General features: G+C 72.0%; 30 protein-coding genes. 17 read left to right on the top strand and 13 right to left on the bottom strand.

Annotated features, from left to right (window positions below; genetic code table 11):
* Nucleotides 1–189: 189 nt before the first annotated feature.
* Complete coding sequence (locus tag B4E97_RS03390) at nt 190–1,086, bottom strand: LysR family transcriptional regulator (RefSeq protein WP_286955755.1); 897 nt, start codon at nt 1,084–1,086, stop codon at nt 190–192.
* Between the two features lie 82 nt (nt 1,087–1,168).
* Between B4E97_RS03390 and B4E97_RS03385 the strand changes: the two genes are divergently transcribed.
* Entirely contained in the window at nt 1,169–1,447 is a 279-nt protein-coding gene (locus tag B4E97_RS03385) for a hypothetical protein (protein WP_019287399.1), read from the top strand.
* Here B4E97_RS03385 and B4E97_RS03380 read toward each other — a convergent pair.
* Nucleotides 1,434–2,147, bottom strand: a complete 714-nt coding sequence (locus B4E97_RS03380; protein WP_286955754.1) for an ArsR/SmtB family transcription factor — start codon at nt 2,145–2,147, stop codon at nt 1,434–1,436. The two genes, B4E97_RS03385 and B4E97_RS03380, sit on opposite strands and share 14 nt — an antisense overlap.
* Before the next feature lie 104 nt (nt 2,148–2,251).
* Between B4E97_RS03380 and B4E97_RS03375 the strand changes: the two genes are divergently transcribed.
* Nucleotides 2,252–3,148: a DMT family transporter gene (locus B4E97_RS03375; protein WP_239264633.1), complete on the top strand. Its 897-nt coding sequence runs from the start codon at nt 2,252–2,254 to the stop codon at nt 3,146–3,148.
* On the opposite strand, the gene B4E97_RS03370 is transcribed toward B4E97_RS03375, so the two are convergent.
* Entirely contained in the window at nt 3,126–3,752 is a 627-nt protein-coding gene (locus B4E97_RS03370) for an NUDIX hydrolase (protein WP_286958701.1), read from the bottom strand. The two genes, B4E97_RS03375 and B4E97_RS03370, sit on opposite strands and share 23 nt — an antisense overlap.
* Nucleotides 3,753–3,863: 111 nt before the next feature.
* Here B4E97_RS03370 and B4E97_RS03365 point away from each other — a divergent pair, with 111 nt between their 5' ends.
* Together B4E97_RS03365 and B4E97_RS03360 are read left to right on the top strand one after the other, a co-directional pair.
* Nucleotides 3,864–4,502, top strand: a complete 639-nt coding sequence (locus B4E97_RS03365) for a TetR/AcrR family transcriptional regulator (protein WP_286958700.1) — start codon at nt 3,864–3,866, stop codon at nt 4,500–4,502.
* Nucleotides 4,502–4,990 (top strand): hypothetical protein, encoded by a 489-nt coding sequence (locus tag B4E97_RS03360; RefSeq protein ID WP_286955750.1) that lies wholly within the window; start codon nt 4,502–4,504, stop codon nt 4,988–4,990. Before B4E97_RS03365 ends, B4E97_RS03360 begins: the two co-directional genes overlap by 1 nt.
* Here the strand turns inward: B4E97_RS03360 and B4E97_RS03355 are convergent.
* Both B4E97_RS03355 and B4E97_RS03350 read right to left on the bottom strand, forming a co-directional pair.
* Nucleotides 4,920–5,360, bottom strand: coding sequence for a nuclear transport factor 2 family protein (locus tag B4E97_RS03355; RefSeq protein ID WP_286958699.1), 441 nt, complete (start codon nt 5,358–5,360; stop codon nt 4,920–4,922). The two genes, B4E97_RS03360 and B4E97_RS03355, sit on opposite strands and share 71 nt — an antisense overlap.
* A gap of 86 nt (nt 5,361–5,446) precedes the next feature.
* Entirely contained in the window at nt 5,447–5,842 is a 396-nt protein-coding gene (locus tag B4E97_RS03350) for a class I SAM-dependent methyltransferase (RefSeq protein ID WP_286958698.1), read from the bottom strand.
* 250 nt (nt 5,843–6,092) lie between these two features.
* Here B4E97_RS03350 and B4E97_RS03345 point away from each other — a divergent pair, with 250 nt between their 5' ends.
* From B4E97_RS03345 to B4E97_RS03325, 5 genes are all read left to right on the top strand, one after another.
* A complete protein-coding gene (locus B4E97_RS03345) occupies nt 6,093–6,329 on the top strand; it encodes a type II toxin-antitoxin system Phd/YefM family antitoxin (protein ID WP_286955747.1) in 237 nt (78 codons plus the stop codon).
* Nucleotides 6,326–6,742, top strand: a complete 417-nt coding sequence (locus B4E97_RS03340; RefSeq protein WP_019287407.1) for a type II toxin-antitoxin system VapC family toxin — start codon at nt 6,326–6,328, stop codon at nt 6,740–6,742. The genes B4E97_RS03345 and B4E97_RS03340 overlap by 4 nt, the downstream gene beginning before the upstream one ends.
* A 35-nt stretch (nt 6,743–6,777) precedes the next feature.
* A complete protein-coding gene (locus B4E97_RS03335; protein ID WP_286955746.1) occupies nt 6,778–7,179 on the top strand; it encodes a GNAT family N-acetyltransferase in 402 nt (133 codons plus the stop codon).
* 67 nt (nt 7,180–7,246) lie between these two features.
* Nucleotides 7,247–8,713: an HNH endonuclease signature motif containing protein gene (locus tag B4E97_RS03330; protein ID WP_286958697.1), complete on the top strand. Its 1,467-nt coding sequence runs from the start codon at nt 7,247–7,249 to the stop codon at nt 8,711–8,713.
* A 75-nt stretch (nt 8,714–8,788) separates the two neighbouring features.
* Nucleotides 8,789–9,211, top strand: a complete 423-nt coding sequence (locus B4E97_RS03325; protein ID WP_286955744.1) for a DUF1810 domain-containing protein — start codon at nt 8,789–8,791, stop codon at nt 9,209–9,211.
* A gap of 6 nt (nt 9,212–9,217) precedes the next feature.
* On the opposite strand, the gene B4E97_RS03320 is transcribed toward B4E97_RS03325, so the two are convergent.
* Complete coding sequence (locus B4E97_RS03320; protein WP_286955743.1) at nt 9,218–10,228, bottom strand: S41 family peptidase; 1,011 nt, start codon at nt 10,226–10,228, stop codon at nt 9,218–9,220.
* A 98-nt stretch (nt 10,229–10,326) separates the two neighbouring features.
* On the opposite strand from B4E97_RS03320, the gene B4E97_RS03315 reads away from it, so the two are divergent.
* The 7 genes from B4E97_RS03315 (at nt 10,327) to B4E97_RS03285 (ending at nt 17,326) form a co-directional block, all read left to right on the top strand.
* The gene (locus B4E97_RS03315; protein WP_286955742.1) at nt 10,327–11,778 is read left to right on the top strand and encodes a dihydrolipoyl dehydrogenase family protein; all 1,452 of its coding nucleotides are present in this window, start codon (nt 10,327–10,329) and stop codon (nt 11,776–11,778) included.
* Nucleotides 11,779–11,838: 60 nt separating this feature from the next.
* Nucleotides 11,839–12,003: a DUF1905 domain-containing protein gene (locus B4E97_RS03310; protein ID WP_286955741.1), complete on the top strand. Its 165-nt coding sequence runs from the start codon at nt 11,839–11,841 to the stop codon at nt 12,001–12,003.
* Nucleotides 12,004–12,072: 69 nt separating this feature from the next.
* On the top strand, nt 12,073–12,621 hold the full coding sequence (locus B4E97_RS03305) for an NADPH-dependent FMN reductase (RefSeq protein WP_286955740.1): 549 nt from the start codon (nt 12,073–12,075) through the stop codon (nt 12,619–12,621).
* A gap of 63 nt (nt 12,622–12,684) precedes the next feature.
* A complete protein-coding gene (locus tag B4E97_RS03300) occupies nt 12,685–13,302 on the top strand; it encodes a TetR/AcrR family transcriptional regulator (protein WP_286955739.1) in 618 nt (205 codons plus the stop codon).
* Nucleotides 13,303–13,355: 53 nt separating this feature from the next.
* Nucleotides 13,356–15,842 (top strand): MMPL family transporter, encoded by a 2,487-nt coding sequence (locus B4E97_RS03295; protein ID WP_286958696.1) that lies wholly within the window; start codon nt 13,356–13,358, stop codon nt 15,840–15,842.
* 92 nt (nt 15,843–15,934) lie between these two features.
* Nucleotides 15,935–16,588 (top strand): CueP family metal-binding protein, encoded by a 654-nt coding sequence (locus tag B4E97_RS03290; protein WP_286958695.1) that lies wholly within the window; start codon nt 15,935–15,937, stop codon nt 16,586–16,588.
* Between the two features lie 354 nt (nt 16,589–16,942).
* Nucleotides 16,943–17,326, top strand: a complete 384-nt coding sequence (locus tag B4E97_RS03285; protein ID WP_239265862.1) for a DoxX family protein — start codon at nt 16,943–16,945, stop codon at nt 17,324–17,326.
* A gap of 90 nt (nt 17,327–17,416) precedes the next feature.
* Here B4E97_RS03285 and B4E97_RS03280 read toward each other — a convergent pair whose 3' ends face one another.
* From B4E97_RS03280 to B4E97_RS03250, 7 genes are all read right to left on the bottom strand, one after another.
* Nucleotides 17,417–18,637 (bottom strand): dicarboxylate/amino acid:cation symporter, encoded by a 1,221-nt coding sequence (locus B4E97_RS03280; protein ID WP_286955736.1) that lies wholly within the window; start codon nt 18,635–18,637, stop codon nt 17,417–17,419.
* A 48-nt stretch (nt 18,638–18,685) separates the two neighbouring features.
* The gene (locus B4E97_RS03275; RefSeq protein WP_286955735.1) at nt 18,686–19,222 is read right to left on the bottom strand and encodes a TetR/AcrR family transcriptional regulator; all 537 of its coding nucleotides are present in this window, start codon (nt 19,220–19,222) and stop codon (nt 18,686–18,688) included.
* Between the two features lie 184 nt (nt 19,223–19,406).
* Nucleotides 19,407–20,075 (bottom strand): hypothetical protein, encoded by a 669-nt coding sequence (locus B4E97_RS03270; protein ID WP_286955734.1) that lies wholly within the window; start codon nt 20,073–20,075, stop codon nt 19,407–19,409.
* Nucleotides 20,062–21,741: a vWA domain-containing protein gene (locus B4E97_RS03265; RefSeq protein ID WP_286955733.1), complete on the bottom strand. Its 1,680-nt coding sequence runs from the start codon at nt 21,739–21,741 to the stop codon at nt 20,062–20,064. Before B4E97_RS03265 ends, B4E97_RS03270 begins: the two co-directional genes overlap by 14 nt.
* 12 nt (nt 21,742–21,753) lie before the next feature.
* On the bottom strand, nt 21,754–22,938 hold the full coding sequence (locus B4E97_RS03260; protein ID WP_205621787.1) for a hypothetical protein: 1,185 nt from the start codon (nt 22,936–22,938) through the stop codon (nt 21,754–21,756).
* A 61-nt stretch (nt 22,939–22,999) separates the two neighbouring features.
* Nucleotides 23,000–24,670, bottom strand: a complete 1,671-nt coding sequence (locus B4E97_RS03255; RefSeq protein WP_029210213.1) for an ABC transporter permease — start codon at nt 24,668–24,670, stop codon at nt 23,000–23,002.
* On the bottom strand, nt 24,667–25,590 hold the full coding sequence (locus B4E97_RS03250; RefSeq protein WP_286955732.1) for an ABC transporter ATP-binding protein: 924 nt from the start codon (nt 25,588–25,590) through the stop codon (nt 24,667–24,669). Before B4E97_RS03250 ends, B4E97_RS03255 begins: the two co-directional genes overlap by 4 nt.
* Nucleotides 25,591–25,719: 129 nt before the next feature.
* On the opposite strand from B4E97_RS03250, the gene B4E97_RS03245 reads away from it, so the two are divergent.
* Nucleotides 25,720–26,172: a GbsR/MarR family transcriptional regulator gene (locus tag B4E97_RS03245; protein WP_029210211.1), complete on the top strand. Its 453-nt coding sequence runs from the start codon at nt 25,720–25,722 to the stop codon at nt 26,170–26,172.
* Nucleotides 26,173–26,197 lie beyond the last annotated feature (25 nt).

Raw genomic sequence — 26,197 nt, 5'->3', positions numbered from 1 at the left:
CGGATCAGTCAGGAGAGCCACAAAAGTGCGGCGCGGGGCTCCCTCGGCGGACGTTCGTGCGCTGGGGGCTCACGAACGCCGCGTCCGCGCCCGCCGGCACGTGGCAAAGGTGCGTCCGCCGCTCAGTCTGACTCGGCGACGCCACCTGGGCCCACGTGCGCGCTTGGCTCTGCCACAGATCGTCGGGTTCTAGGCCGAAGGTCCGACCCGAGCGGAGAGGAGCTCGACCACCCGACGCGCGACGGGCTTGAGCATCGCCGACCCGTGCACGAACGCCACGATCCGTCGCTCCGGCGTGGGGGACACCAGGGGTCGTGCCACGGCGCCCGGCGGCAGCGTCGTCGCCGCCAGTCGCGCCATGACGGCGATCCCGAGCCCGGCGGCCACGAACGCGACGGCGCCGTGGTGGTCTCCGGCATACGCCACGAACCGCGGGCGGATGCCGCACGAGCTGGCTGCCATCCGCACGACCCGGCCGCAGGTCGTGTCGCCGGGGTCGTTGTCGATCCAGGGCACGTCGCCCAGCTCCCCGAAGCGGATCTCGTCCTGCTGGGCGAGCGGGTGGTCGCGGGGGAGGACGACGACGTACGGCTCGGTGGTGAGGACCTGGCGCTCGTAGCCCGTCATCGAGGTGGGCGGCTCGTCGAGGAACTCGCTGCGGATGTCGATGTCCGCGGACACGACCTGCGTGGTCTCGACCTCGTTGAGCCGGAACGTGAACTGCACGTCGGGGAACTCTTGGAGCACCGCCGCCGCGACGCCGGGGAGCCACTCCTCGGCCGCGGACGCGAAGGACGAGACGGAGAGGGAGTCGGTGCGCCCCTCGCGCAGGTCCTCGATGACCCCGTCGAGGCGGGTCAGGCTGCCGATGAGATCGTCGCTGCGCGAGGCGAGCTCGAGGCCGACGGGGGTGGGGGCGATGCCGCGGCCGTTGCGCTCGACGAGGGTCAGCCGCGTCTCGCGCTGCAGGGTGGCGAGGTGCTGGCTGACGGCTGACGGGGTGTAGCCGAGGTGCTGCGCGGCGGCGTTGACCGACCCGCTCGCGACCACGGCGCGAAAGACCCTGAGGCGGTTGACGTCGACCATTCCACGAACATACAGCAACACTGCATGGTCGTGAAGAAACGTTCGCTTGTGCTAAGGGGTTGAGCGGCCGACCGTTGATGACATGAACACCATGACCAGCCGCTATCCCGACGACCGTGACCTCGCCCGCGTGCAGCAGGAGCTCGACGTCCTGCGGGTGCCCGTGGCGGCGGAGTACTCACGTCAGGCGCCGTCCGCACGTCTACCTGACATGAGGCCCACCGCTCCTGCCCGCGACGTGATCGACCGGTCCCGGGCCGGCCGCCCCTCCCACGGCACCCGCGCCTCCAGCAGCACGCGCCGGCCCTCCTGGGTGGCGCGACTGCTGCACCACGGCGTCGTCCCGCCTACGGGCTGCTGAGGTGACCGGCGGGCAGCTCGTCCACACGCAGGCCGGACGCGGAGAGGGCCGTGCACCCCGCGGGGGTGAGCTCGACCGAGCGACGGTGCGATCGACGCTCGAGCCAGCCGAGATCCAAGGCGTGCTGCGCGAATCCGTCCGCCGCCAGGCCCGCCACGTGCTCGCGCCGCTCGGTCCAGTCCAGGCACGGACGCACCAGCGGACGCCGGGCCGCCGCGGGGCACTGGAAGCCGACGCCGTCCAGCCAGGCGCGACCGACGGCCGTGAGCTCCCAGTCGTCCGAGACGATCTCGAGCCGCAGCCACTCGTCCGTGAGCCACACCCCGAGGCGGCCCGCGAGGTGCCGGTAGCAGGTGCGGCCGGCCTGCAGCTCGGCGTCCACGCGCTGCCCGCTCAGCGACGCGGTCGCGGGTCGCACGCGCGGGCTCAGCGCGGCGAGCGCCTCGACGGCGTCGGCCACCTGGGCGTCCCTCAGGCGCACGTAGCGGTGCCGCCCCTGCCGCAGCTCCGACACCAGTCCCGCCGCAACGAGCTGGTCGACGTGCGCCGAGGCCGTCGACCGGGCCACCCCGGCGTGGGACGCGAGCTCGCCTGCGGTCCAGGCTCGCCCGTCCAGCAGCGCCAACACCATCGAGGCCCGCGACTCGTCGGCCAGGGCCCGCGCGACGAGGGCGAGGTCGGGGTGGGCGGGCGTCGTCATACGGCCCATCGAAGCACCGCGACCGTGCGCCCGGCACTGAACCGTCGACCGACCACCCTGGACGCGAGAGCGTCCGTCACCGACCCGAGGGAGATGATCAGACCGTGACCGCACCGACCATCGAGACGACGCGCGACCAGGCCAACGAGCCCCGCGTCCTGCTCGCCGCCGCCGCGACCGTCGTCCTGTGGGCGTCGTCGTTCATCGTGATCCGATATGCCGGGCCGCACTACGACGCGGGGTCGATGGCTCTGCTGCGCATGCTCGTCGGCAGCGTCGTGCTCGGCCTCATCGCCGCCCGCTCGGGGATCCGTTGGCCCCCAAGGAGATCCGTGCCGCTGGTGATCGCGTGGGGTGTCGGGTGGTTCTGCCTCTATCTCCTCGCGCTCAACGTCGCCGAGCAGACCGTCGACGCGGGGACCGCCGCGATGATCGTCAACCTCGCGCCGCTGATGGTCGTGGTGTTCGCGGGACTCTTTCTCGGAGAAGGGTTTCCGCGCGGGCTGCTGATCGGCGCGCCCGTGTCCTTCCTCGGCGTGGTGCTGATCGGCCTGCAGTCCTCCGGCGGCCACCTCGCGATCACGGGACTGCTGCTGGCGCTCGCCGCGGCCGTCCTCTATGCCGGCGCCACGCTGGTGCAGAAGCACCTGATGCGCACCGTCGACTCCACGACCCTCACCTGGCTCGGGGCGACCGCCGGCGCCGTGGCGCTGCTGCCCTGGTCGGGACGACTGGCCCACGACCTCGTGACGGCACCCCTTGGCGCGACCCTGAGCATCGTCTACATGGGTGTGCTGCCAACGGCTTTCGCGTTCACGACCTGGGCCTACGTGCTGATGCGGACCTCCGCCGGGCGCACCTCGGCCACCACGTATGTCGTCCCGGCCGTCGCCATCGTGCTGTCCTGGCTGCTGCTGGGCGAGGCCCCGACGCCCGTGATGCTGCTCGGCGGCGCACTGTGCCTGCTCGGCGTCGCGATCACGCGGATGATGCGGCGCTGACGGGGTCGTCCTGTCGCCATACGTCCGCCAGGGCCAGGGCCCCGAGGCTGATGCCGTCCCGCAGCCGACCCTCGGCGATCAGTCCGCGGACCTCGTCGCGGGTGAACCACCGCGTCGCGTCGACCTCGGGCTCGTCCTCGTCCTGTCCCTCGCCCTGCCGGACGAACGCCGCCAGCACCACGGCAACCGACCCCGCGAACACCCCTGTGTCCGGATAGATCTCGCCGAGCTCGGCCTCGAGCGAGGCCACCATGCCGGTCTCCTCGGCGAGCTCGCGCAGGGCGGCCTCGGCCGGGGAGGCGTCGTCGGGATCGACCATGCCGCGCGGGATCTCCCACAGTCGCACCCCTGGCGCGGGCCGCTGCTGGTCGACGAGCAGGACGCGCGGCTGGTCCCCGTCGCGGCGGACGCACACGCAGGCCGCACCGGTGAGACGGCGGTCCTCGTCACCGAGCTGCAGGCGCAGGTTGGGCCGCGTCCAGCCGTCCGTCTCGCGGGTGGCGGCCTGGACCTGCCAGCCGCCGTGCCGCTCGTCCTCCCAGAGCGTGCTCCAGTCCAGCTGCTCGCTGGGCGGGGACGTGCGCTGCCAGTCGTCGCGGGTCACGGGGCCTCCTTGGTGCGCAGGTGGGTCAGGTGGGCAGCGTCTCACCTGTCCGAGCCCGTGCGGGGACTTGCGACCCTGGCGCCCGAGGCACGCGACTGCTAGCGTCGACGCATGGCTAACGATCGTTCGCTACCCACGCGGGAGCGCCTGCTCGCGGCGGCCCTGGAGCGCTTCTCGCGCGACGGCTGGGGTGGGACGTCGATCCGCGACCTGGCCCGCGACGTCGGGATCCGCGAGAGCTCGGTCTACAAGCACTTCGGGTCCAAGCAGGAGATCTTCGACGCCCTGCTCGAGCGCGCGGACGCCCGCCTGGCCACGGTCGCGAGCGGGCTGGGCGTCGTCGTCGACTCACCTCCGGCCGCCGTGCCCGCCTATGTCGGCATCATGGAGCAGCGGCTGGTCGAGGTCGTCGACGGCTTCTTCACGGCGGTGCTGCACGACGCCGAGCTCGTGGCTCTTCGCCGGTTGTTCGTCGTCAACCAGTACCGCGACCCCGAGATCGGCCGCCGTCTGCGGGACTACTGGATCGGCAGGCCGGTGGCCTTCCAGAGCGCGGTGTTCACCGAGCTGATCTCCACGGGCGAGCTCCGTCCCGGCCTCGACCCCGAGATGGTCGCGCTGTCGTTCTTCGGCCCTGTCCTCGCGCTGATCCAGCTGGCCGAGACCGGTGAGGCGGACGAGCAGCGCGCGCGGGCGATGCTCGCCGCGCACGTCCGGCACTTCCGGTCGACCCATCTGCGGGAGAGCTGATGCGCCGCTACGGGATCGTCGTCCGGTGGGTCTTCGCCACGGTCTTCCTCGGCGGCGGCGTCGCCCACCTGGTCCAGGGGCGTGCGGCACCCGAGGGGTATGCCGTCTACGGATCGACAGCCCTGTGGCGCCCCCTGGAGGACCTGTGGGAGGGCTTCGTCATGCCGCACATCGCCGGGCTGACGCTGGTGCTGGCGGCCTGGGAGGTGGGGGTGGGCGTGTGCCTCCTGCTGGGCGGACGCAGCACTCGGGTGGCTGTCGTCGCCATCCTCGGCTTCTTCGCCTTCCTCCTCGTTCTCGGCTACGGCTGGCCCGCGGCGAGCCCCGTCGAGGACATCCTCAAGAACAGGGCGTTCACCGTGGTCATGGCGGGGATGCTCCTGCCCGTCCTCGCGCAGGCCGATCCTCCAGGCGCGTTCACCAGGTGGGGAGGTCGCCGTCGCCGGGCGTCACCCGCAGGTCGCTCTCGTCGATGGGCGCGTCGTTGATCGACGCCTCGCGGCGCCGCATGTAGCCCAGCTCGTCGAACTCCCACAGCTCGTTGCCGTACGCCCGCCACCACTGCCCGTCGACGTCGCGCCACTCGTACTGGAAGCGCACCGCGATCCGGTCGTCCGTGAACGCCCAGAGGTTCTTGCGGAGGCGGTAGTCGAGCTCCCGCTCCCACTTGCGGGTGAGGAACGCGATGACCTCCTCGCGGCCGTGCAGGTGCTCGTCGCGGTTCCGCCATGCGGTGTCGACGGTGTAGGCGCCGGCGACCCGCTCGGGGTGTCGCGTGTTCCACGCATCCTCTGCGGCCTGCACCTTGCGCAGAGCGGTCTCGCGGGTGAACGGCGGGACGGGCTGGCGGGGTTCCATGGGGACCTCCACGGGGAGACGGGGTGTCCCGGCTCACGCTATCGCCCCGGGGCCCGACATCCGGCCCTGATGTGGACCCTGTCCCGTCACCGGCGGCTGACGACGAGGTAACGCTCGTCGGCGACCTCCTTGCCCCAGTAGACGGCGTCGGGGAGGTGCTGGACGGTGGCCTCCGCCCGGACGGACCTGACGATCCGCACCGTCTCGTCAGCGGTGAGGCCGGCGCCCGTCGTCCAGCTCCCCTCGACCAGGACGACCGCTCCGCCGGGGCGCAGCAGAGCCACCCAGCGTGCGAGGGCTGCGACGGGATCCGGCAGTGCCCACAGGACGTGACGGCACAGGACCACGTCATACGCACCGCGTGTCAGGGAAGGTGCCGCGGCGTCCCCCACGACGAAGGTCGCCTCCGGCACCTTGGTCCTCGCCCGCTCGATCATGGCGGGGGAAAGGTCCAGGCCGTCGACGTCGTACCCCTCGTCCATGAGGAGGCGTGACAGGGTGCCCGTGCCGCACCCGATGTCGCGATCCGCGCTGGCGCCGGTGGCAGCACCGACAGCAGCAGGTCCCGCCAGGCCGCCCGCGTCGTCTCGTCGCGCAACCCGTGATCCGGCTCGTCGTCGAAGGTCTCGGCCTCCCCGTCCCACTGCTCGCTGGTCATGCCGACAACCTAGTGACCACGACCGACAACGCCCCGAACCCCCCGTTGCGTATCACCGGTGATACGCTCGTGGCATGGACAGCGTCACGGTGAGGGACCTGCGCAATCGCAGCGCCGACGTGCTGTCTCGCGTCGCGCGGGGCGAGAGCCTGACCGTGACGCGCGACGGCGAACCGGTCGCTACCGTCGCGCCTCTGCCACGCCGGCGTCTGACCGCGACGGAGCTGGTGCGGCGACGGCAAGCCCTTCCGCACGTCGACGCCCGGTCGCTGCAGGCCGACATCGACGCGCTCCTGGACCCCAGCCTGTGAGCGGAACCGACCCGCGCGGAGTCCTGGACACCTCCGCGGTCATCGACCTGGCTTCGCTGGACCCCGCGTCCCTGCCGGACGAGCCGGTCATCACCGCGATCACGCTCGCGGAGCTGTCGGTCGGACCGCTCGTCGCGCGCACCTCGGAGCAGCGGGCAGCGCGTCAGGCACACCTGCAGCAGGCCGAGGCGGACTTCGACCCACTGCCCTTCGATGCATCCGCGGCGAGAGCGTTCGGTCGGATCGCGGCGAGTCTGCGGTCTGCCGGGCGCAAGCCCTCGGCCAGGGCCTACGACGCCCTGATCGCCGCCACCGCGCTGGCCAGCGGCCTGCCCGTCTACACGGCCAACCCAGCCGACTTCGAGGCGATCGAGGGGCTCGACGTGCGCGTGGTGAAGCGGCACCTGGATTGATCGGCGCGTCGCGGCGTCGGTGCTTTCATGACCGTATGACGACCCGGCCGCTCGACGAGGTGACGGTCGGCATCCGCCGGCGCCTGGCCCTGCCGGGGGCGGTCCTGCTGCTCGCGGAGGCGGACGGGGTGGCCGCGGGGTTCGCTCTCGTGGCGCCGCAGGGGGACGCGCTCGAGCTGTTCTATCTCGCCGTTGATCCGGGGGCTTGGGGGAGGGGGATCGCGCCCGCGCTCCTGGGGGCGGTCGACGAGCAGGGCCGCACCGGCGGGTGGACCCGGCTCGAGCTCCTTGTCATCGATGCCAACGACCGCGCCAAGCGGGCCTACGAGCGCGCTGGCTGGCGGCCGACGGACGAGACCGTCCTCGACGCCGACTCGGGTCGCATCGAGTGGCGTTTCGTCCGGAGCATCACGCTGCGTCGATCCACCTACGCATAGGGTCAAACATGGACAAATAACTCCAAAGACCCTTCATTTTCGAGTCCCCTTTCGATATTCTGACCGTATGACGTACATCGACGTGCTCGACGCGAGGGGCTCCCTGATCGGAGCTCTCGACGCGCTGCGCACGATCGGTGGGGGGCTGCCGTCCGTCCAGGGTCAGGACCTGGCCGCTCTGGCCGTCGAGCTGTCGGAGCTGATGGTGGTCGCCCGCGGGGCGTTGGTCGCGACCACGGCCGAGGCAAAGACCCGTGGCGTGGTGCTGGAGTCCGGCTCGCGCACCCCGGCGCAGTGGCTCGTGGACGCCGGCGCCGCGGTCAAGCACAACGAGGCCGCCCTGATCGCCCGGGCCATCGACGCCACCACCCCCGCATCCCACGCCTCCTTGCGTGACGGGATGACGAGCGGCGAGGTCACCCCGGGGGACGCGATCACCGCCGCAGAGTGCATCGCCGAGCTGTTCGGAGCGACCGAGCCGGCCACGCACGACGCGATCGTCGAGGGTGCGGTGCAGCTCGCCCGGGGCTCGATGAGCCGCCGAGACCTGCGGGAGTTCCACGACGAGATGCTCGCCCGGTTCGGCACCCGCCCCAGCGAGGACCGGGAGCACGAGCGCCAGCAGTCCCGACGCGCGGTGACGGCATTCCGGCCCCTGGCGGACGGCATGTGGCGCCTGGAGGCGACGCTGCCACCCGCGGACAAGGCGATCGTCGACGCGGCACTCACGGCACTCGCCGCCCCCAGCCCCGACCCCGACACCGGGGCGCGAGACCTGCGCACGGCGGGCCAGCGTCGCGCGGACGCTCTGGTCGCTGCGTTCGCCAGGGTCGCAGGACTGGGCGAGACCGGCCCCCTCGGCGCCTCCACCCAGGTCGCCCTGATCCTGCCGATCGAGGCGCTGCACCGCGCGTGCGAGCACCAGGCCCGCGACAGCTTCGGTCGACCCCTGCCCGGCCAGGACTGCGACTGCGAACGCCCCGTCGCCGGTCGTGACGAGCTCGGCACCACCCTGCTGCCCCAGGACACCCGCCTGCTGGCGTGCGGCGCCGACCTGACCCGGGTCTACGTCGGCAAGGACGGGCAGCCCCTGGTGGTCGGGCGCACCGAGCGCACGGCCAAGCCTTGGCAACGCACGGCGCTGTGCGTCCGCGACCGCGGCTGCACCTTCCCGGGCTGCCAGTCCCCGCCCTCCTGGTCCCAGGCGCACCACATCACCCACTGGGCCGACGCCGGCGCGACCGACCTGGACAACCTCGCCCTGGTCTGCCACTACCACCACACGTTCATCCACCACCACGACATCACCGGCCGCGTCACCCCCGACGGGACGCGCGTGGAGTGGGACGTCACCCGCGTCGGCGCGAGCTGGCGCCCCAGGCCTCCCGAATCGTCCTCGTCAGGGCCCCTCCCGCACGAGGTCAGCCCACCGGACGTCGACCCTCCCGACCCCGGACGGCCTGACCCCGCCCCTCGCAACCCCGAACCGCCTGACCCCGGAGAGCCCGGCCCGAAGCATCACCTCACGGCCTGAGCGAGTCGCCGCGCTGTGCACCCGGTGGCGCTGTGCACCGGGTGGCGCTGTGCATCCGGTGGCACAGTGGTCCGCATGGACGACCTCTCGCGCTTCGTGCAGGCCCAGGATGCGAACGGCACCTACGACCAGGCCCTGGCCGAGCTGCGCCGCGGTCGCAAGACCAGTCACTGGATGTGGTTCGTGCTGCCCCAGGTTCGCGGGCTGGGTCACAGCGGCATGGCCGTCCGCTACGGCATCGCGGACCTCGACGAGGCCAGCGCCTACCTCGCGCATTCCGTCCTCGGGTCTCGACTGCACGAGTGCTGTGGGGCCCTCCTGGCCCTGCCTCAGGAGGCGACCGCCGACTCCGTGATGGGTGGCATCGACGCCATGAAGCTGCGCTCGTCCATGACCCTCTTCCATCGCGCAGACCCGCAGGACCCGGCCTTCTCCGCCGTGCTGGAGCGCTACTTCGGTGGCGCGACGGACGACGCCACGGATGCCCTGCTCACCTGACCTCCATCAGCGGCACCGCTGCTGGAGCCACGTCTGCGCTGCCTCATGGGCTGTGTCGACGGGAGCGACCTGGTCGGGAGCGATCGGGCCACCATAGGTCTTGCCGTGGCGGTCCGTGTCGAGCGCGGTGGTCAGCAGCATCTGCGTCCCGTCATACAGCCTGACGGTCTGGTTGGCCGACGAGTAGCCCGCCGTCGGCGCTCCGAAGGACCGTGCGCCCGGCGCACCCTTGAAGGCCAGCACGACGACCTCGCCCGAGCTGCCGTTGTCGGGGCCCTGCAGGACGGCGACGGGCTTGGTGGACTTCGGGCGCGACTCGGCGGACATGGCGTCCGCACCGCCCACGCGGATCGTGCCACCGGCGACGGTCACGTCGGTCGTGCCGCCCGTCCGCGTCACGAAGCCCGCGATCTTGCCGTCTGCCAGCAGCGGGGACAGCCCGGCCAGCATCGGGCGCATGTCGCCACCGTGGTTGTGGCGGGCGTCGACGATCCAGCCGCACGTCGTGGCGGCGTCGGCGCCGGCGATCCCGTGGGTGAGGGTCTTGGCGTAGCGCTGCTGGAAGCCTTGGTCCTCGGCGCTCACCTTGGGGACGGTGATCGTGGTCACCGGGCCGGTCCGCGTCACGGTCGGCAGCGGGCGGTCCTTGTCGACGGACGACAGCGACTCGCCCGCAGGGAAGATCTTCGAGTGCCTGCCGCCGGCGACGGCCACGGCCTCCCGCAGCGCGGGCAGCGTGTCGGCATGGCTCGACGCGTCCCGGGTGTCGCGCACGGCCTTGGCTCGCGCTGCCTCCCACGCCGGGCCCTGCGCGTAGTAGCCCTGGTCCATCTTCTGCAGGGCGTCGTCGGCGTACGCGGCCGGGGACGGCGGCACGAGGTAGAGCCCGTAGCGGGGGCCCAGCTGCCAGATCGCCAGCAGCACGAGCAGGGAGACAACGAGGAGGGACGCACCGAGGCGGATCAGGACTCGACGGCCTCGGCGGCCTCGGCGAGGGTGCGGGGTGGTGTGTGCCATGCCCCCAGACTCGCCAGAGGCCGAGGTCGGCGGCATCGGCCTCAGGTCGACACCTCGTCAGACCGTGGTAGGACGCCGGGCACGGGCAGACTGGGGGCATGAGCGTCGACCCGACCTATGACGTCGTCGTCCTCGGGGGCGGCCCCGTGGGCGAGAACATCGCCCAATACGCCACGGAGGACTCCGGTCTGACGGCCGTCCTGGTGGAGCGCGAGCTGGTGGGAGGCGAGTGCTCCTACTACGCGTGCATGCCCAGCAAGGCGTTGCTCCGACCCATCGAGGTGGCGTCCACCGCGGCCCACCTCGGTGGTGTGGCCCGTCCCCACCTCGACGTCACGGCGCTGCTGGCGCGGCGGGACGAGTGGGTGTCGCACTACGACGACTCGGGGCAGGTCGACTGGGCCGAGGGCGCGGGCATCGACGTGGTGCGCGGACATGGCCGCATCACCGGTCCCCGCACCGTGGAGGTCGCGCGGCAGGGTCAGGCGCCGCTGGTGCTGCACGCCCGCCACGCCGTCGTGATCGCCACCGGCAGCAGCCCCGTCGTGCCCGAGCCGTATGCCGCCGCCCAGCCGTGGGGTTCTCGGGACGCCACGGGCGTGGTGGAGGTGCCGGAACGGCTGGTAATCGTGGGTGGCGGTGTCGTCGCGTGCGAGGCCGCGACCTGGATGGCGGCCCTGGGCTCGCGCGTCACGATGCTGGTCCGCGGCGACCGGCTGCTCGGCGGTGCCGAGCCCTTCGCGTCCGACGCCGTGCTCGAGGCCCTGCGCGGGGCCGGCGTCGACGTGCGCCCGGGCGTCGAGGTGACGGAGTGCCGCCGTGACGACGCCGAGGACACGGGCCTCGGCCGCGTCCACGGCGGGACCGTTCGCCTCACGATCGTTGGTGGGGCAGAGGAGGTGGTGGCCGACGAGCTGATGCTCGCCACGGGACGACGCCCGCGCCTCGACGACGTCGGGCTCGAGACGGTGGGGCTGGACGCGGACGCCCTTCTCCGTCATACGAGCTCGTCCTCGGACGGCAGCCGGGGAGAGGTGCCGGACTGGCTCATGGCCGTGGGCGATGCCAGCGGGGAGGCGCCGCTCACGCACTGGGGCAAGTACCGCGCCCGCGTCCTCGGCCAGCGGCTGGCCGCCCGCGCCACCGGCGCAGAGCCCGAGCCCGAGCCGGAGGAGGTGCCCGTGCCGCAGGTGGTGTTCACCGATCCGCAGGTGGCATGGGTGGGCCTCACCGCGGCCCAGGCCCGGGAGCGCTACGGCGAGGCTGAGGTCGAGGTGGTCGAGGTCCCCTTCACTGGGGCAGCCGGCGCGGCCCTGCTCCGCGACGACGCCTCCGGCACAGCCTCCCTCGTCGTCGACCGCGGCTCACGGATGGTGGTGGGTGCGACCTTCGTGGGTCCGGACGCGGGAGAGCTGCTCCACGCGGCGACCATCGCCATCACCGGCCGGGTCCCCGTGTCGGTGCTGCGGCACGCCGTCCCCAGCTATCCCACCGCCAGTGAGCTCTGGCTGCGACTGCTCGAGGAGCTGCCGCGAGACCTGCGCCGCTGAGGGCCACCCCCACGGCACCGGACGCCGATCGACCGCAACCCTCGGTAGGCTCCTTGCCTGGTGCGCAGGCTGCTGGATCCGGTCGAGGTCCCCTTCGCCGCCGAGGTGTGGCACTGGCGCGGGCCCGCCCCGTTCCACGTCGTGTCCGTTCCGGCAGGGCTGGCCGACGTGCTCGGCGAGGTCGCACCCCTCGTCAGCTACGGCTGGGGGATGGACGCGCGCTGACGACCCCCGCTGGAGGTGCCTCGGCTGCCACACTGGTTGACGGATCAACCCCACTACCAGGAGCGCACCGTGAAGATCGGCATCATCATCGGATCCATCCGCGAGGGCCGCAAGGCCGAGGCCGTCGCCCGCTGGGTGCTCGAGGGCGCCCAGGCTCGCGGCGACGCGGACTACGAGCTGATCGACCTCAAGGCCTTCGACGTCCCTCTGCTCACCAGCGCCACCGTCCCCGGCGCGGCCAAGAAGCAGTACGACGACGAGCGGGTCACGCGCTGGAGCCAGGCGATCGACGCCTGCGACGGATTCGTCTTCGTCACCCCGGAGTACAACCACTCGGTGCCGGGCGCGTTCAAGAACGCTTTCGACAGCCTGGGTGGCGAGTGGATCGGTAAGGCGGTCGGTTTCGTGTCGTACGGCGCCGACGGCGGTGTGCGTGCGGTCGAGCACTGGCGCACCTCGGTCGCCAACTTCCAGATGGTCGGGGTGCGGGCTCAGGTCGCGCTCGGGCTGTTCACCGACTTCGGCGACGAGGGCCTGGGTCCGCTCGACCGCCGCCCCGCCGAGCTTGCCGGCATGCTCGACCAGCTCGTCCCCATGACTGGGAAGCTTCGCGGCTGAGCGAGGGGGCGCTTGCACCGAGTGCATTTGGTGCACTGGGTGCAAGGAGCGTAGGCTCGTCTCGTGAAGAACCGACGCGACCTCGCCAAGCGAGAGACTCGGGCGGCCCTGGTCGACGCAGCGATCGAGATCGCTCGGGCAGAAGGCCTGGGTGCCCTTACCGCCGACGCCGTCGCAGACCGCGCGGGCGTCTCCCGGCGCACCTTCTTCAACTACTTCCCGACGACGGACGCCGTCCTCGCGGTTCCGTCCCTCGACTTCCTCGCGCGGGCGATCTCGGACTTCGAGGCCCGGCCATGGGACGAGCCTGTGCCGGCCGCGGCCGCCGAGGCCCTGCTGCACGACGCCGACCCCGGGGAGCTGGCTCGCCTGGCCGACGTCGTCAACCTGTGCCGCGGCGACGAGGGTGCCCTCCGGGTCGAGCGCGACGTGTGGGGATCGGCGGAGGAGCGCATCGCCGAGGCCCTGGCCTCGCGCCTTCCCGACGGAGCAGAGCCTCTGCGTGTGCGCGTGCAGGCCTCGATGATCGCGGCGGCCGGCCGTGCGGCCGTGCAGGCGTGGGCCGACGAGATCGAGGGTGTCGATCCTCACCGCCTGCCCTCGGGCGCTGTCGATCGTTTGCGCGCCCTCCTCCTCCAGGCCATGGGCTACCTCGCCGACGGCTTCCACGACGGACGCTGACGCGCCCGCGACCGTCCTCCCGCTGACCCTCCTCACGATCGAAGGTTCCACACATGGCCACCCTGCTCTACCGCCTGGGCCTCCTCTCGGCCCGCAAGCCCTGGGCCGTGATCATCGCCTGGCTGCTGCTGCTCGGCGGTGTGTCCGGGGCGGCCGCGGCCTTCCGTACGCCCCTCAGCAGCACCATGACCGTCGAAGGGCTGGAGTTCCAGCAGACCCTCGACACCCTCAAGCGGGAGATCCCCGACGCGGCGGGCGGTATCGGGACGGTCGTCTTCCGCACCGAGGCGGGACGCTTCACCCCGGCCCAGCAGGCCGCCGTCGCCAAGGCCGTCACCGACTGGGAGGCGCTCCCGCAGGTGGCGGACGCCATCGACCCCTTCGCCACGCAGAAGCAGCTCGACGAGGCGCAGCGCAAGACGGCCGACGGCCAGAAGCAGCTCGACGCCAGCGAGAGCAAGCTGCGCGCCGGCGAGGCCGAGCTGGCCAAGGGCCAGGGTCAGGTCGACGGGGCCGCCAGGCTCGGGCTGCTCAAGGGCCAACAGCTGACGGACGCGCGGGCCAAGCTCGCGGCCAGCACCAAGCAGCTCGCCGACGGACGCGCCCAGCTCGAGCGCGGCAAGCGCGAGCTGGCCCTCGGTCAGCGCGAGGTCGCCCTGACCAAGGACACGAGGTTCGTCTCCGCGGACGGCACCGCCGCCATGACGCAGGTGCGCTTCAAGGACGAGATCCACAGCGTCTCCCCCGAGCAGCGGCAGCAGGTCACGGCCCTCGAGGGGCAGCTGGCCAAGACCGGCGTCAAGACCTACTTCGGCAAGGAGCTCATCGAGGACGTCTCCAGCGTCATCGGCCCCGGCGAGATCATCGGCATCGTCATCGCCGCCATCGTCCTGATGGTCATGCTCGGCACCCTCGTCGCGGCGGGCCTGCCCCTGCTCATGGCCATCGGCGGGGTCGCGCTGGGCACCGGCGCCACCCTGGCGCTGAGCAAGGTCGTCGAGCTCAACTCCGTGACACCTGCCCTCGGCCTGATGATCGGTATCGCCGTCGGCATCGACTACGCGCTCTTCATCGTCAACCGGCACCGCGAGCAGCTCAAGACCGGCATGGGTCGGACCGAGTCCATCGCGCTCGCCGTCGGGACCGCTGGCAACGCCGTGACCTTCGCGGGGATGACGGTGTTCATCGCGCTGGCCGCGCTCGCCGTGACGGGTATCGGCTTCCTCGGCACCATGGGCTTCGCCGCGGCGGGGACCGTGGCCTGCGCCGTCCTCATCAACCTCACCCTGCTGCCGGCCCTGATGTCGCTCGCGGGCCACCGCATGCTGCCGCGGCGGACGTGGCGCAAGCACGGCTTCAACGCTCGCGGCGCGTCGCTGACGGACGAGCACCCGCGCGACGCCGAGCACGCCGACCGTGGGTGGGGGGCGATCGTCACGCGTCACCCCTGGCCCGCGATCGTGGCCGGTCTGGCTCTCGTGGCCTTCCTGGCTGCCCCGGCCGCCGGCTTGCGCCTCGGTCTCCCGGACGGGGGGTCGGAGCCTCAGTCGTCCACCGGCTACCAGGCCTACGCCACCATCGGCGAGAAGTTCGGCGAGGGCGCCAACGGACCCATCGTCGCCGTCGCCACGCTGCCCGCCGGGCTCGACGAGCTGGCCGCCAAGGACCGCCAGCTCGACGTCGCCGAGGCTCTCAAGCTCAACTCCGGCCTGGTCAGCGTGATGCCCGCCGGCCTCAGCAAGGACGGGCGCACCGCGGTCTACCAGGCCATCCCCAAGAAGGGCCCGGCCGACCAGGCGACGGTGGACGCCGTCCACCAGATCCGCGAGGACGCGCCCTTCATCAAGGAGGTCACCGGGGCCGACGTCAAGGTGACCGGGCAGACCGTCGCCAACATCGACATCTCCCAGAAGCTCGCCGACGCGCTGCCGCCCTACCTGCTGATCGTCGTCGGACTGTCGCTGGTGCTGCTGCTCATGGTGTTCCGCTCGGTGGTGGTCCCCCTCATCGCGACCGGAGGCTTCCTGCTCTCGCTGGCCGCGGCGTTCGGCGGCGTGGTCGCCGTCTACCAGGAGGGGACGCTCGGGTCGATCTTCGGGGTCACCAACCCCGGCGCCATCCTCAGCTTCCTGCCCATCCTGCTCATCGGGGTGCTGTTCGGCCTGGCGATGGACTACCAGATGTTCCTCGTCTCGGGGATGCGCGAGTCCCACGTCCACGGCGAGGACGCACGCCGGGCCGTGCGGACGGGCTTCAGCCACGCGGCCGCGGTCGTGACGGCGGCGGCGATCATCATGGTGTCGGTCTTCGCGGGCTTCGTGCACGCCGAGCTGACGATGATCCGCCCGATCGGCTTCGGCCTGGCCCTGGGCGTCCTCATCGACGCCTTCCTGATCCGGATGACGCTGACGCCCGCCGTCATGCACCTGCTCGGCGAGCGCGCGTGGTGGATGCCTCGCTGGCTCGACCGGATCGTGCCGGACGTCGACGTCGAGGGCGTCAAGCTCGTCGACAAGGTGCAGGGGCACCCTCACGCCTGATGCGGGGGCCGGTGCGCGAGCGGCCGGGGGCGGTTGAGACCATGGAGTCTCGACCGCCCCCGGCGCATCCACCCCTAGGAGCGTGAGCCCCCATGCGCACCCGAGCCCTCACCGTCGCCGCCCTCTCGCTGGCCCTCGCCCTCGCGGGATGCTCGAGCCAGACCGCCCAGAACGCCTCCTCCCAGAACGCCGCGACCGCGACCCCCAGCGCGGCTGCGTCGTCGTCAGCGTCGGGGTCGACCCAGGGATCCGGCGCGGCGGCCGGTGACGCCCAGGCCTTCCTGGCCCGCAACGGCCTCGCCGGCAAGGACGTCAAGGCGATCGTGTCCGAGCTGGACCGCAGCCAGGACGACAAGGCCAAGGGGCTCAAGGGCTCGGTCCGCCAGGGTGAGCTGCAGCTGACCGACGCCTCCGGCGCCACCGCCGCGCTGCCGATCCCCAGCGACTCCTTCTACCTCTCGATGGCGCCCTACGTCTCGCAGACGCACGAGTGCTTCTACCACCACCTCACCGGCTGCCAGGGCGAGCTCGCCGGCAAGGCCATGAAGGTCACCATCACCGACGCGGCCGGCAAGGCCCTCGTGGACGAGCAGGTCACGACCTACGCCAACGGGTTCGTGGGCTTCTGGCTGCCCCGCGACGTCACCGGCACCATCACGGTGGCGTATGACGGAAAGACGGTGAAGGCACCCTTCGCCACCGACGGCACGAGCCCCACCTGCGTCGCGACGCTCCAGCTCGCCTGAGGCCCCCACCAGCACCGCGCCGCGGTCGAGGCGCTGGAGCCATGTGAGCCGTCGGACCCGCGGGGCCACGTGAGTCGCGTGAGGCGCGCTCGCGGCGTGCGTCCGGTCGCCCGTCGTAGGTCCCGGTCAGCGGATCGTCGCCGAGCCAGGCCGTGACCCGGGTGCCGCGCTCGCCCCGTGGCGGCCCCAGCCCAGCTCCCGGGGCCGTCCCCCGGCGCGGGGGCCACCACGCGCGCCCGTCGCAGGTCGAGGACGGGCAGCTCGGTCATGCCTCATCCTCTCAGGCGCGCTGGGGGCAGGGACGGCCGCGCAGTAGCGTGGACCCCACGCACCCCGACCTCCCGTAGGCTCCCGATGATCCACCCCGTCAAGGCCGCCGCCCGTCTGATGCTGGGCTCCCTGTTCGTCATGGGAGGTCTCAACCAGCTCAAGGACCAGACCTACACCGGCGGGCTGCTTGACGCGGCCCGGCAGCGCTACGGGCTGCCCGACCTCGCCGCCCCGGCCGACCTCGTGCGGCTCAACGGCGCCGCCATGATCACCTGCGGTGCGTCCTTGGCCCTGGGCATCGCGCCGCGTGCCTCGGCGCTCGCACTCGCGGCCCTGCTGCAGCCCACCAACGTCGTGGGCCACGCGTTCTGGTCGATGGACGACCCGCGCAAGGCCTTCGTCGAGCGCAACCACTTCATGTCCAACGTCGCGATCACCGGCGGTCTGCTGGCCGTCGCCGCGGACTGACGACCGCTCGTCCCGGAGACGTCGAAGGGCCCCCGAGCAGCGTGCTCGGGGGCCCTTTCGCCGACGCTTGACGCCAGGGCTCGACCTCGGTCAGGCGAGGGCCGTCTCGGCGGGGAGGTCCGGCTCGCCGTGGCGGCGCCGGTCGCGTCGCGCGAGCGTGTCGACGACGTGCGCGATGGCCCCGTCTCCGGTGACGTTGGTGGCCGTGCCGAAGGAGTCGATCGCGATGTAGGTCGCGATCATCAGGCCGACCTGCCCCTCGTTGAACCCGAGCTGGCTCTGCAGCAGCGCCGTGGCCGTCATGATCGCGCCGCCGGGGACGCCGGGGGCGGCGACCATCATGATGCCCAGCAGCATGATGAAGCCGATGATGGTCCCGGTGTGGATGGGGAGGCCGTAGAGGAGCATCACAGCGAGCGAGAAGCAGGTGATCTTGAGCGTCGAGCCGGCCAGGTGGATGGTCGCGCACAGGGGGATGACGAACGATGCCACGGGCTCCGAGACGCCGGAGCGGATGGTCTGGCGCAGCGTCACGGGGATCGTCGCGGCGGAGGACGAGGTGCCGAGGGCGGTGGCGTAGGCCGGGAGCAGCTCTCGCAGCATCCGCAGCGGGTTGCGGTGGGCGATGGCGCCCGCGACGGAGTACTGGATGAGCAGGAGGACCACCGTCAGGGCGAAGACCATGAGGATCACGCCGAGGAAGGTCGTGATGACGTTGAAGGTCTCGCCCGCCGCGGTCATGTTGAGGAAGATGCCGAAGATGTAGAGCGGCAGCAGCGGGATGATGATCGCGGTGATGACCTTGTTGATGATCTCGCGGAACTCGACGAAGCCGCGGTGGATGACGTCGCCCTTGATCGTGGTGAGCGCGACACCGATCACGAAGGCCAGGAGCAGGGCGGTCATGACGCCGAAGGCCGGGGCCATCTCGACCTTGAAGTACGGCGCCAGCAGGGAGTCCTCGGGGTTGGTGACCGAGCCGACCTTCTTGTCCGCCAGCAGGCCGGGCAGCACCGCCATGCTCACCCCGAAGCCGAGGAGCCCGGCGAACAGGGTGGAGCCGTAGGCGATCGCGGTGGTGACGGCGAGCCACTTGCCGGCGCCCGCGCCGAGCTCGGAGATGGCCGGGGCGATGAGCCCGAGGATGATCAGCGGGATCACGAAGCCCAGGAAGTTGCCAAACAGCCCGTTGACGGTCACGAAGACCCGGGTCAGCCAGTCGGGGAAGAAGAGCCCGCAGACGATGCCGAGCACGATGGCGATGATGATCTTGGGTAGCAGGCCGATGCGGCGGCCGGGTGACGCGGTCATGCGCCGAGCCTAGGCCGGGTCGGTCGGCGTCTGCGCGCGGGGCGAGGGTCAGGGGCTGAGCAGCTGGTGGAGCGCGGATCGGGTGGCGTCCGGGTCCAGCTCGACCTGGCCCGTCATGAGGTGGAGGATCGTCCCGTCCATGAGCGCCGACACCGTCATCGCGACCCGGAAGGGCGCCGGGGTGCCCACCGCCTCCACGAGCTCGGCGAGGCCTGCGACCTGACGGCGACGGTGCTCGGAGAGGTGGACGCCCCCGTCGGAGGCGAGGGCGAGGCGGGCCCGCGTGTGGACGCCGCCGTCCTCGAGGGCGGCCACCCGGATGAACTCGACCAGGAAGGTCACGAGGTGGTCCACATCCTGGACATCGGATCCGGGGGCGATCTGGTAGTAGGCCTGGAGGTCCCGCGCCTCGATCTGCAGCAGGATCGCGTCCACCAGGGACTGCCGCGTCGGGAAGTAGTTAGCGGTGCTGCCCAACGGGATTCGCAGCGCCCGGTCGATGGAGCGGTGAGACAGCCCCCTGGTGCCGCCCTGGGCGAGGAGCTGGATGGCGGCCTCCAGTACGGAGGTACGACGATCGGGCATGGACCCATTATCGGCACAACGGGTGTTGTATCCTATCCCGAGAGCCGGGCTTCCCAGGAGGACGCCCGGTCGGGCGCGCGAGGGGGAGGCGCCCGGCCGGGTCCTTCACGGGGAGCCCGGTCGACTGCGTCCTGAGGGCCGGCGTGTGGATGCTGTCGGCTGGATCTCGGCGCCGGAGAACCGGTTACGGGCGGGGCGGGAGCCGCAACGAGGAGTCCGCGAAGCGATCCTCCAAGAACCTGCTCCTGGCGGCGAGCGTCTCCGCGTCACCGGCATAGATGGCCGCGGCGATCTGCTCGATCTGGGTCTCGATGATGCCGAGCTGGTGGAGGAGCTCCTCGTGGGCCGTCCGCCGCCCCTCGGCGCGGTGCCGCATGGCGAAGGACCGCGGCAGGTTGGCATAGGTCTCGAGCGCGGCCGGCAGGTAGTCGTCGACGATGCGGCCGACGACGAAGAACCGGTCGGACTCCGCGGTGAGCGAGTCCGCGCGGACCAGCACCTCGGACAGCCCCTCCTCGATCCGGCCGTATGCCGTGAGCACGTCGTCGGGCAGGCGATTGTCGTAGCGGCGCACGCGCGCTCCGAGCTCGGCGAGGTGCCCTTGGAGCTCCGCGGCCTGGGCCCGGGTCGACGCGAACCCGGACGGCGCGAAGCTGGCGCGCTCGCGCGGGCTCAGCAGCGCCCCGATCCCGTAGGTCCCCGCGACCACGAGGGGCCACAGCGGTCCGGCGACGCCCGTGGGGACGGTGGCGCCGAGCGCGCCGAGGGCTGCGACCGACCCGACGATGTTGCGCGTCGAGCCCAGGTAGCGGGCGAACCGGGAGCCGAGGTTCTCGGACCTACTGGTAGCCACGGATCTCCTTGAAGATGGCGGGCAGCGACGAGGTGCGGGCGTCGAACACCTTGCCGTGCGTGCGGGTGGCGATCTCGCGCAGCTCGTCGGCGTCGGACTCCCCGAAGAGCACGGTGAACGTCGGGACGGCCTTCGCCTCGTCCGGGAGGCCGTCATACGTGCGCAGGAACTGCGCCGCGTCGATCCCTGCGGTCTTCTCGCCGTCGGTCATCAGCACCACCGACGTGAACGTGTCGGGGTTGGCCCGCACCTGCTCGCGCGCCGTCTGGTACGCCCGGTCCAGGGCGGAGTAGATCGCCGTGCCCCCGGCGGGTTGCAGCGCCGAGACCTCACGGTTGATGGCCCCGAGCTGAGCCTTGGGGTCACGGGGGTCGAGCTGCACCGACTCGGCCTGTCGGGCCTCGTCGCTGAACGGGATCACGGTCACCCGCTCGCGGGGGCGGAAGGTCGTGAACTGCTCGGTGCCGGTCACGTCCTGCCCGGACAGGGTGGCGAACGCGCGCTTGAGCTGGGTGATCCGGTCACCGTTCATGGACCCCGACACGTCCAGGACGTAGATCGTCTGGCTGGGTCGCCGCACCTCGTCGAGGTAGGTGGCGATGAGCCCGTCCGCGGTGCTGCGCTGGGCCGGGAACGGCAGCTCCACGAGCAGCTGCCGACCGAAGGCGGGGTCGAGCGGCACGCCCGGCACGACGGGTCGACGGTGCGTGCGCTGCATGATCGCCCGCTGGGCGTCCGGGGTGCGCAGCCAGTCCGCGAGCTTCTGGTAGGCGCCGCGCTTGGCCTGGGCCGTGGTCAGGAGGGACAGCGGGTAGTCGGCTGACACGACCCCGTCCTTGGGGCGGACGAGGGTGAGCCGGCTGGACGCCGTGCTCTCGCCCTCGCCCAGGCCCAGCAGCACCGACTCGTAGTTGATCAGTCCGTCCACGGACCGGCTCGAGCCGCCGGAGCCGCTCTGCCCGTTCGCGCTCTGCTCGAGGAAGCGCTCGGCGAGCCAGCCCGACGACCCCGAGGTAAGCCTCTGCCCGGAGAAGAACTGGGTCAGCTGCGGCTTGACGGCCGCGACCCGTCGGCCGTCGATCGCCGATCCGCCCCCGGCGAGCGCCGTGGCGACACCGACCAGCGCGGAGAAGCCGCTGTTGGAGGTGGCGGGGTTGGTCATGCCGTAGGTGAACTTCTTGGCCGCCGCGGCCTGGGAGATCTGCGCCCAGGTCGGCGGCGTGCGGTCCCACCCGAGCTCGGTGGCCTTGGCGGGGCGGACGCCGAGGACCACGGGGGAGGCCATGACCTTGGTCGAGGACGCCAGCGCCTGGTTGCCGCCGGGCAGCAGCCCGAGGTAGCGGTTGGAGGAGAACCAGGTGGCGTCGTACGACCGGCCCGCGGCGCCGGAGGCGACCTGCTCGGCGCCGTCGAGGGTGCCTGCGTAGTGGAGCTCGACGGTGACTCCGGTGGCCTGCCGCGCCTCCTCCAGGATCGGGGCCATGTCCTTGACCTCCGATCCCGCCAGGAGGCGCAGGGTCGAGGGGTCGGCGGCGGAGGCCGACGAGGCGCTGGCCGTCGACCCGGTGCGGTCCGGCGTGGACTCGCAGGCCGCTAGACCGAGCGAGCCGACGACGCCCACGACGAGGACGGCGGCGGTGCCTGCTGCGCGATGGAACCTGTGCATCGTCGATCCCCCTCAGCCGTAGAGCTTCTCGACGCCGGTGATGAGCGACTCGAGCACCTCGTAGGTCGGGGGCTCGATGACGTCGACCAGGTCGGGGGGCGGCGCCACCCCGGCCTCCTTGAGCACCGAGGTGAGCACGGCGCGCTGCTGCGGCCGGAAGCCGTAGCGGGCGGCGGCCCGGACCAGCTCGGGGTCCGAGGTCAGCAGGCGGCCGACCTGGCTCCCGGTGTCCCCCAGGGCGACCAGCGTGTGCTTGGACAGCACGTCAGGGGTGGGATACAGCAGGACCATGTCGGGGGTGATCGAGCCGTCCTTGCGGATCTGGCGGTCGAGGAACTGCGACTCGTAGATGAGCACCATCGGCGTCTTGCCCATGCCGGCCGACAGGTAGTCCTCGAAGGGTCCCTCGCTCGACCCGCCGACATACCCCTGGTCGAGGAAGAGCGGCGACACCTTGGGCACGACCTGGGCCGCGGCCGTCGAGGACGGGACCACGCGCCCGCCGTTCGCCACGTAGCTGGTGAGGGCGAGGTACATCGCGGCGGAGTTGGACCGCCGGACGTCCGTGGTGGTGATGAGGACGTTCTTGCCGGCGGGGTAGGCGTCGTTGCCGGGGATCTGGTCCCAGCGGGTGCCCTTCTGCGCCAGCGCGTAGTACTTGGCCATGCTGATCGTCTGGGCGCCTCCCGGCCCGCTGGTGACGATGCCCTGGCGGCGCAGGACGTCCACGATCGGTCGGTAGGACGCCACCGCGATGGGCGAGAAGAACGGGGAGTAGGTGCCCTTGGACTTGCCTGCACGACGGATCCGGTCGGCCGCCGGGACCGACGAGGGGAACGCGAAGTCGTAGGTGGCCAGGTCCGTCATGGCCGCGATGTCACGTGATCCCACCGGGGTCACCTGGACGTCGAGCCCGTGCCGGGCGAAGGCCTGACGCACCGTGGCGTCACGGAAGAAGGCCTCCTTCTCGGACCCCACGGCGCCACGGACCGTCCTGAGCCCCGAGGTGGTCGCGCCGGCAGCTCCCGCCCCGTTGCCGGATCCCGCCCCCGGGTCGTCCCGGCCGATCCGGGGCCCGAGGACGACCGCGAGCACCACCCCCACCGCCAGCAGCGCAGCCAGCGCCACGCCCACCATGCGCTTCATGCGGGTCCCCCTGCCCGTCGTGCCCCCCGGGGCGATGTCCGTGCTGGTCATGCCCGTGGGACGCCATGCTGTCGGACTTCGCCCCGCAGGGGCAGGGGGGTTCACTCAGAGTTCATCCGGTTGACAGGTCCCGCCGCCGGTAGCCGACCAGGCCGACGGCCATCAGGGCCAGGGCGACGAGCAGGCTCACGACGATCGGCGTCCACGCCAGCTGCTCTACGGGCAGGCGGGGGAGCGGGGCGAACGGCGTGGCTCGGACGAGCGCCTCGGGCAGGCCCATCACCTCCCCCAACCAGGACATGGCCAGCGACCAGCCGACGACGAGCCAGGGAACCAGGCCGAGCCGGGGCAGCCAGCCGTGGAGGGCGACGGCCAGCCCCAGGACGAGGAGGACCCCGGGCAGCTGGGCCAGGCCCGCCCCGGCGAGGGTGACGGCGAGACCGAGCCCGTCGCCGGCGACGACCTGCGGCAGCGCCATGAAGAAGCCGAGCCCGACCAGGACGAGGGTGGGGACGAGCACGGCTGCGGCGACGTGGCTGACGAGCAGCTGCGGGCGGGAGACCGCCGTCGACAGGAGCAGCTCGGCGTGGCCGCGCTCCTCCTCGCGGCGCAGGACACCGAACAGCTGCAGGGCGAGCAGCGCGACGATCGGCACGAGGATGCCGATCATGGCGACGTAGAACGCGTCCTGCAGGTCCTGCGCCCCGGCGCCCATCCTGCGGAATCGCTCGGCGAGCACGGGGTTGTCGGCGAGCAGCGTGCTGAGGCTGGACGCGAGGGTCCCCATGCCGTAGGCGAAGATCGCCAGCCCGATCGACCACGAGACGACGGTGGTGCGGTCGAGCCGCCAGGTCAACGACGGGGCGTCGCGCAGGGAGCGCGAGGCGTCGGCCGGCCCAAGGGCAGCCGGTCGCAGCCCCGCGCCGTGGTCTCGCCGTCCCTCGAGGACGAACGCCAGGGCCACCAGGGCAGCCGTGAGGGCGGCCGGCAGCAGCAGGACGAGCCAGCGCTCGTCGGCATACGGTCGGGACAGGGCCGGCCAGTCCAGCGGGCTGGCCCACTGGAGCCCGGTGATCATCGGGTCGGAGCCGTCGGCGACGGCTCGCAGGCCGTATGCCGCGCCCAGCGCTCCGAGGGCGAGACCTCTTGCGCCTCGCGCCGACTCGGTGACCTGCGCGGCGACCGCGGCGACGCCGACCCACACCGCGGCACCCAGTCCCACCGCGAGGCCGAGGGCGACCGACCCGATGACGTCGCCGCTGGGACCGGCCATCGCGGCACCGGCCAGCAGCCCGACGGCTGCGCACCCGGCGAGCGAGACGAGGGCGGACGCGGCGAGCGGGGCGTGCCGACCGACGGCTCCCGACCGCAGGAGCTCGAGGCGACCGTCCTCCTCCTCGGCGCGGGTGCCCTTGACCACGCCCAGGATCGCCATGATCCCGGCGAGCGCGATCGCGAAGGTGCCGACCCGCCACATGACGAACGGGCCGACGTTCAACAGGTCGAACGGCGGACCGAGGATGGCCCGCATGGTCGGGTTGGCGGCCAGGGTGCGCGCCATCTCGGCGCCCGCCGCGGTGTCGGGCACCGACTGGCGGTAGGCGCCGGCCGTGGCGGGGAAGATCGCGACCAGGCAGACGATCCAGGCGAGCCACGACCAGCGGGTCCGGCGCACGAGCGCGCGCGCGAGCAGCGAGGTGCCGGTGATCGCGGTGTCGCCGCCACGGCCCTGGCGCGGCGTCCGTTGCGTGCGGTGCCGCGGCGGGAGGGTGGCGGTGCTCATCGCTCGGCCCCCTCGTAGTGGCGCAGGAAGAGCTCCTCGAGCGTGGGGGGCGTGCTGGTGAGGGCGCGGACGCCGAGCGGGCCGAGGCGCGCCAGCAGGTCGGACAGGGCGTGGTCGTCCACCTGGCAGGTGAGGCGGTCGCCCTCGACGACGGGGTCGTGAACCCCGGGCATGACGGAGAGGTTGCCGTGGTCGAGCATCTCGGGGTGCTCGACCACCGCCGTGACCTGGGTGCGGGTGAGGTGCCGCAGGTCGGCGAGGGTGCCGGACTCGACGATGCGGCCGGCCTTGATGATGCTGACGTGGTCGCAGAGGAGCTCGACCTCGGACAGGATGTGGCTCGACAGGAGCACTGTCCTGCCGCGCTGACGCTCGTCGCGGATCTCGTCGGTGAACACGCGCTCCATCAAGGGGTCGAGGCCGCTCGTCGGCTCGTCCAGCAGGAGCAGCTCGACGTCGGAGGCGAGGGCGGCGACGAGGGCGACCTTCTGCCGGTTGCCCTTGGAGTAGGTGCGGCACCGCTTGCGCGGGTCGAGCTCGAAGCGCTCCAGCAGGTCGGCCTTGCGCCGCGGGTCCAGGCCCCCGCGGGCCCGCCCGAGCAGGTCTATGGCCTCGCCGCCCGACAGGCCGGGCCAGAGGCTGACGTCTCCGGGGACGTAGGCGAGGCGCCGGTGCAGGGCGGGTGCGTCCTGCCACGGGTCCATCCCGAGGACGCGGCTGGCCCCGGAGTCTGCGCGGAGCAGGCCGAGCAGGACCCGGATCGTGGTGGACTTGCCGGCGCCGTTGGGCCCGAGGAAGCCGTGGACCTGACCTGTGGCGACGGTCAGGCAGAGACCGTCGAGCGCGGTCGTGGGGCCGAAGGTCTTGGTGAGGTCCACGACCTCGAGGGCTGGTGCTGGGGTGATCTCGTCACCGCTCATTGCTGACTTCTCCCTAGAGGTCCGGGAACGGACCGATGACTCGACACTACTCATCATTCAGATGTTTGTGAAGTCTCAGTTACATATGTATGAGTTGAAGGCTTCGGGTAGTGTGGGGCTGTGACAGACATGAGGGCACGAGACGAGTTCGTGGACCGGCTGGCGGATGTCGGAGCGTCGGCGGGCATGCCCCGGATGTCGGCTCGCGTGCTGGCGCACCTGCTGACCCTGGACGACGGCAGGGCGACGTCGAGCGAGCTGTCCCAGTCCCTCCAGGCCAGCCCGGCGGCGGTGTCCGGGGCGGTGCGATATCTCGAGCAGCTGACCCTGGTGCGCCGGACCCGGGAGCGCGGGTCGAGACGCGACCACTTCGTGCTGGACCGGGGCATGTGGGCCGGCTACATGGTGCGCGGGCTGGAGGTCCTGGACCTGTGGTCCAGCGTGCTGAGGTCCGGCGCCGAGGCGGTCGGGCAGCGCAGCCCTGCAGGATCCCAGCTGGCCGAGGACGCGGAGCTGTTCACCTACCTCGGAGCCGAGCTCAAGGACGCGATGCGGCGCTGGCAGGAGACCCACCCGCGCTGACGGGGGCTTCTGCCGGGGCTCCTGA

The sequence above is a fragment of the Arsenicicoccus sp. UBA7492 genome, assembly GCF_002479615.1.
GTDB lineage: Bacteria > Actinomycetota > Actinomycetes > Actinomycetales > Dermatophilaceae > Arsenicicoccus > Arsenicicoccus bolidensis.
Note: the sequence above shows the minus strand (reverse complement) of the source record. Positions and strands in the feature narration are given on the sequence as shown.

Coding starts and splice junctions, on each gene's coding strand:
- B4E97_RS03390 (WP_286955755.1), bottom strand. CDS start 1,086: ATGGTCGACGTCAACCGCCTCAGGGTCTTTCGCGCCGTGGTCGCGAGC.
- B4E97_RS03385 (WP_019287399.1), top strand. CDS start 1,169: ATGAACACCATGACCAGCCGCTATCCCGACGACCGTGACCTCGCCCGC.
- B4E97_RS03380 (WP_286955754.1), bottom strand. CDS start 2,147: ATGACGACGCCCGCCCACCCCGACCTCGCCCTCGTCGCGCGGGCCCTG.
- B4E97_RS03365 (WP_286958700.1), top strand. CDS start 3,864: ATGGCTAACGATCGTTCGCTACCCACGCGGGAGCGCCTGCTCGCGGCG.
- B4E97_RS03360 (WP_286955750.1), top strand. CDS start 4,502: ATGCGCCGCTACGGGATCGTCGTCCGGTGGGTCTTCGCCACGGTCTTC.
- B4E97_RS03355 (WP_286958699.1), bottom strand. CDS start 5,360: ATGGAACCCCGCCAGCCCGTCCCGCCGTTCACCCGCGAGACCGCTCTG.
- B4E97_RS03350 (WP_286958698.1), bottom strand. CDS start 5,842: ATGGACGAGGGGTACGACGTCGACGGCCTGGACCTTTCCCCCGCCATG.
- B4E97_RS03345 (WP_286955747.1), top strand. CDS start 6,093: ATGGACAGCGTCACGGTGAGGGACCTGCGCAATCGCAGCGCCGACGTG.
- B4E97_RS03335 (WP_286955746.1), top strand. CDS start 6,778: ATGACGACCCGGCCGCTCGACGAGGTGACGGTCGGCATCCGCCGGCGC.
- B4E97_RS03330 (WP_286958697.1), top strand. CDS start 7,247: ATGACGTACATCGACGTGCTCGACGCGAGGGGCTCCCTGATCGGAGCT.
- B4E97_RS03325 (WP_286955744.1), top strand. CDS start 8,789: ATGGACGACCTCTCGCGCTTCGTGCAGGCCCAGGATGCGAACGGCACC.
- B4E97_RS03320 (WP_286955743.1), bottom strand. CDS start 10,228: ATGGCACACACCACCCCGCACCCTCGCCGAGGCCGCCGAGGCCGTCGA.
- B4E97_RS03315 (WP_286955742.1), top strand. CDS start 10,327: ATGAGCGTCGACCCGACCTATGACGTCGTCGTCCTCGGGGGCGGCCCC.
- B4E97_RS03295 (WP_286958696.1), top strand. CDS start 13,356: ATGGCCACCCTGCTCTACCGCCTGGGCCTCCTCTCGGCCCGCAAGCCC.
- B4E97_RS03290 (WP_286958695.1), top strand. CDS start 15,935: ATGCGCACCCGAGCCCTCACCGTCGCCGCCCTCTCGCTGGCCCTCGCC.
- B4E97_RS03285 (WP_239265862.1), top strand. CDS start 16,943: ATGATCCACCCCGTCAAGGCCGCCGCCCGTCTGATGCTGGGCTCCCTG.
- B4E97_RS03280 (WP_286955736.1), bottom strand. CDS start 18,637: ATGACCGCGTCACCCGGCCGCCGCATCGGCCTGCTACCCAAGATCATC.
- B4E97_RS03275 (WP_286955735.1), bottom strand. CDS start 19,222: ATGCCCGATCGTCGTACCTCCGTACTGGAGGCCGCCATCCAGCTCCTC.
- B4E97_RS03265 (WP_286955733.1), bottom strand. CDS start 21,741: ATGCACAGGTTCCATCGCGCAGCAGGCACCGCCGCCGTCCTCGTCGTG.
- B4E97_RS03260 (WP_205621787.1), bottom strand. CDS start 22,938: ATGACCAGCACGGACATCGCCCCGGGGGGCACGACGGGCAGGGGGACC.
- B4E97_RS03255 (WP_029210213.1), bottom strand. CDS start 24,670: ATGAGCACCGCCACCCTCCCGCCGCGGCACCGCACGCAACGGACGCCG.
- B4E97_RS03250 (WP_286955732.1), bottom strand. CDS start 25,590: ATGAGCGGTGACGAGATCACCCCAGCACCAGCCCTCGAGGTCGTGGAC.
- B4E97_RS03245 (WP_029210211.1), top strand. CDS start 25,720: ATGAGGGCACGAGACGAGTTCGTGGACCGGCTGGCGGATGTCGGAGCG.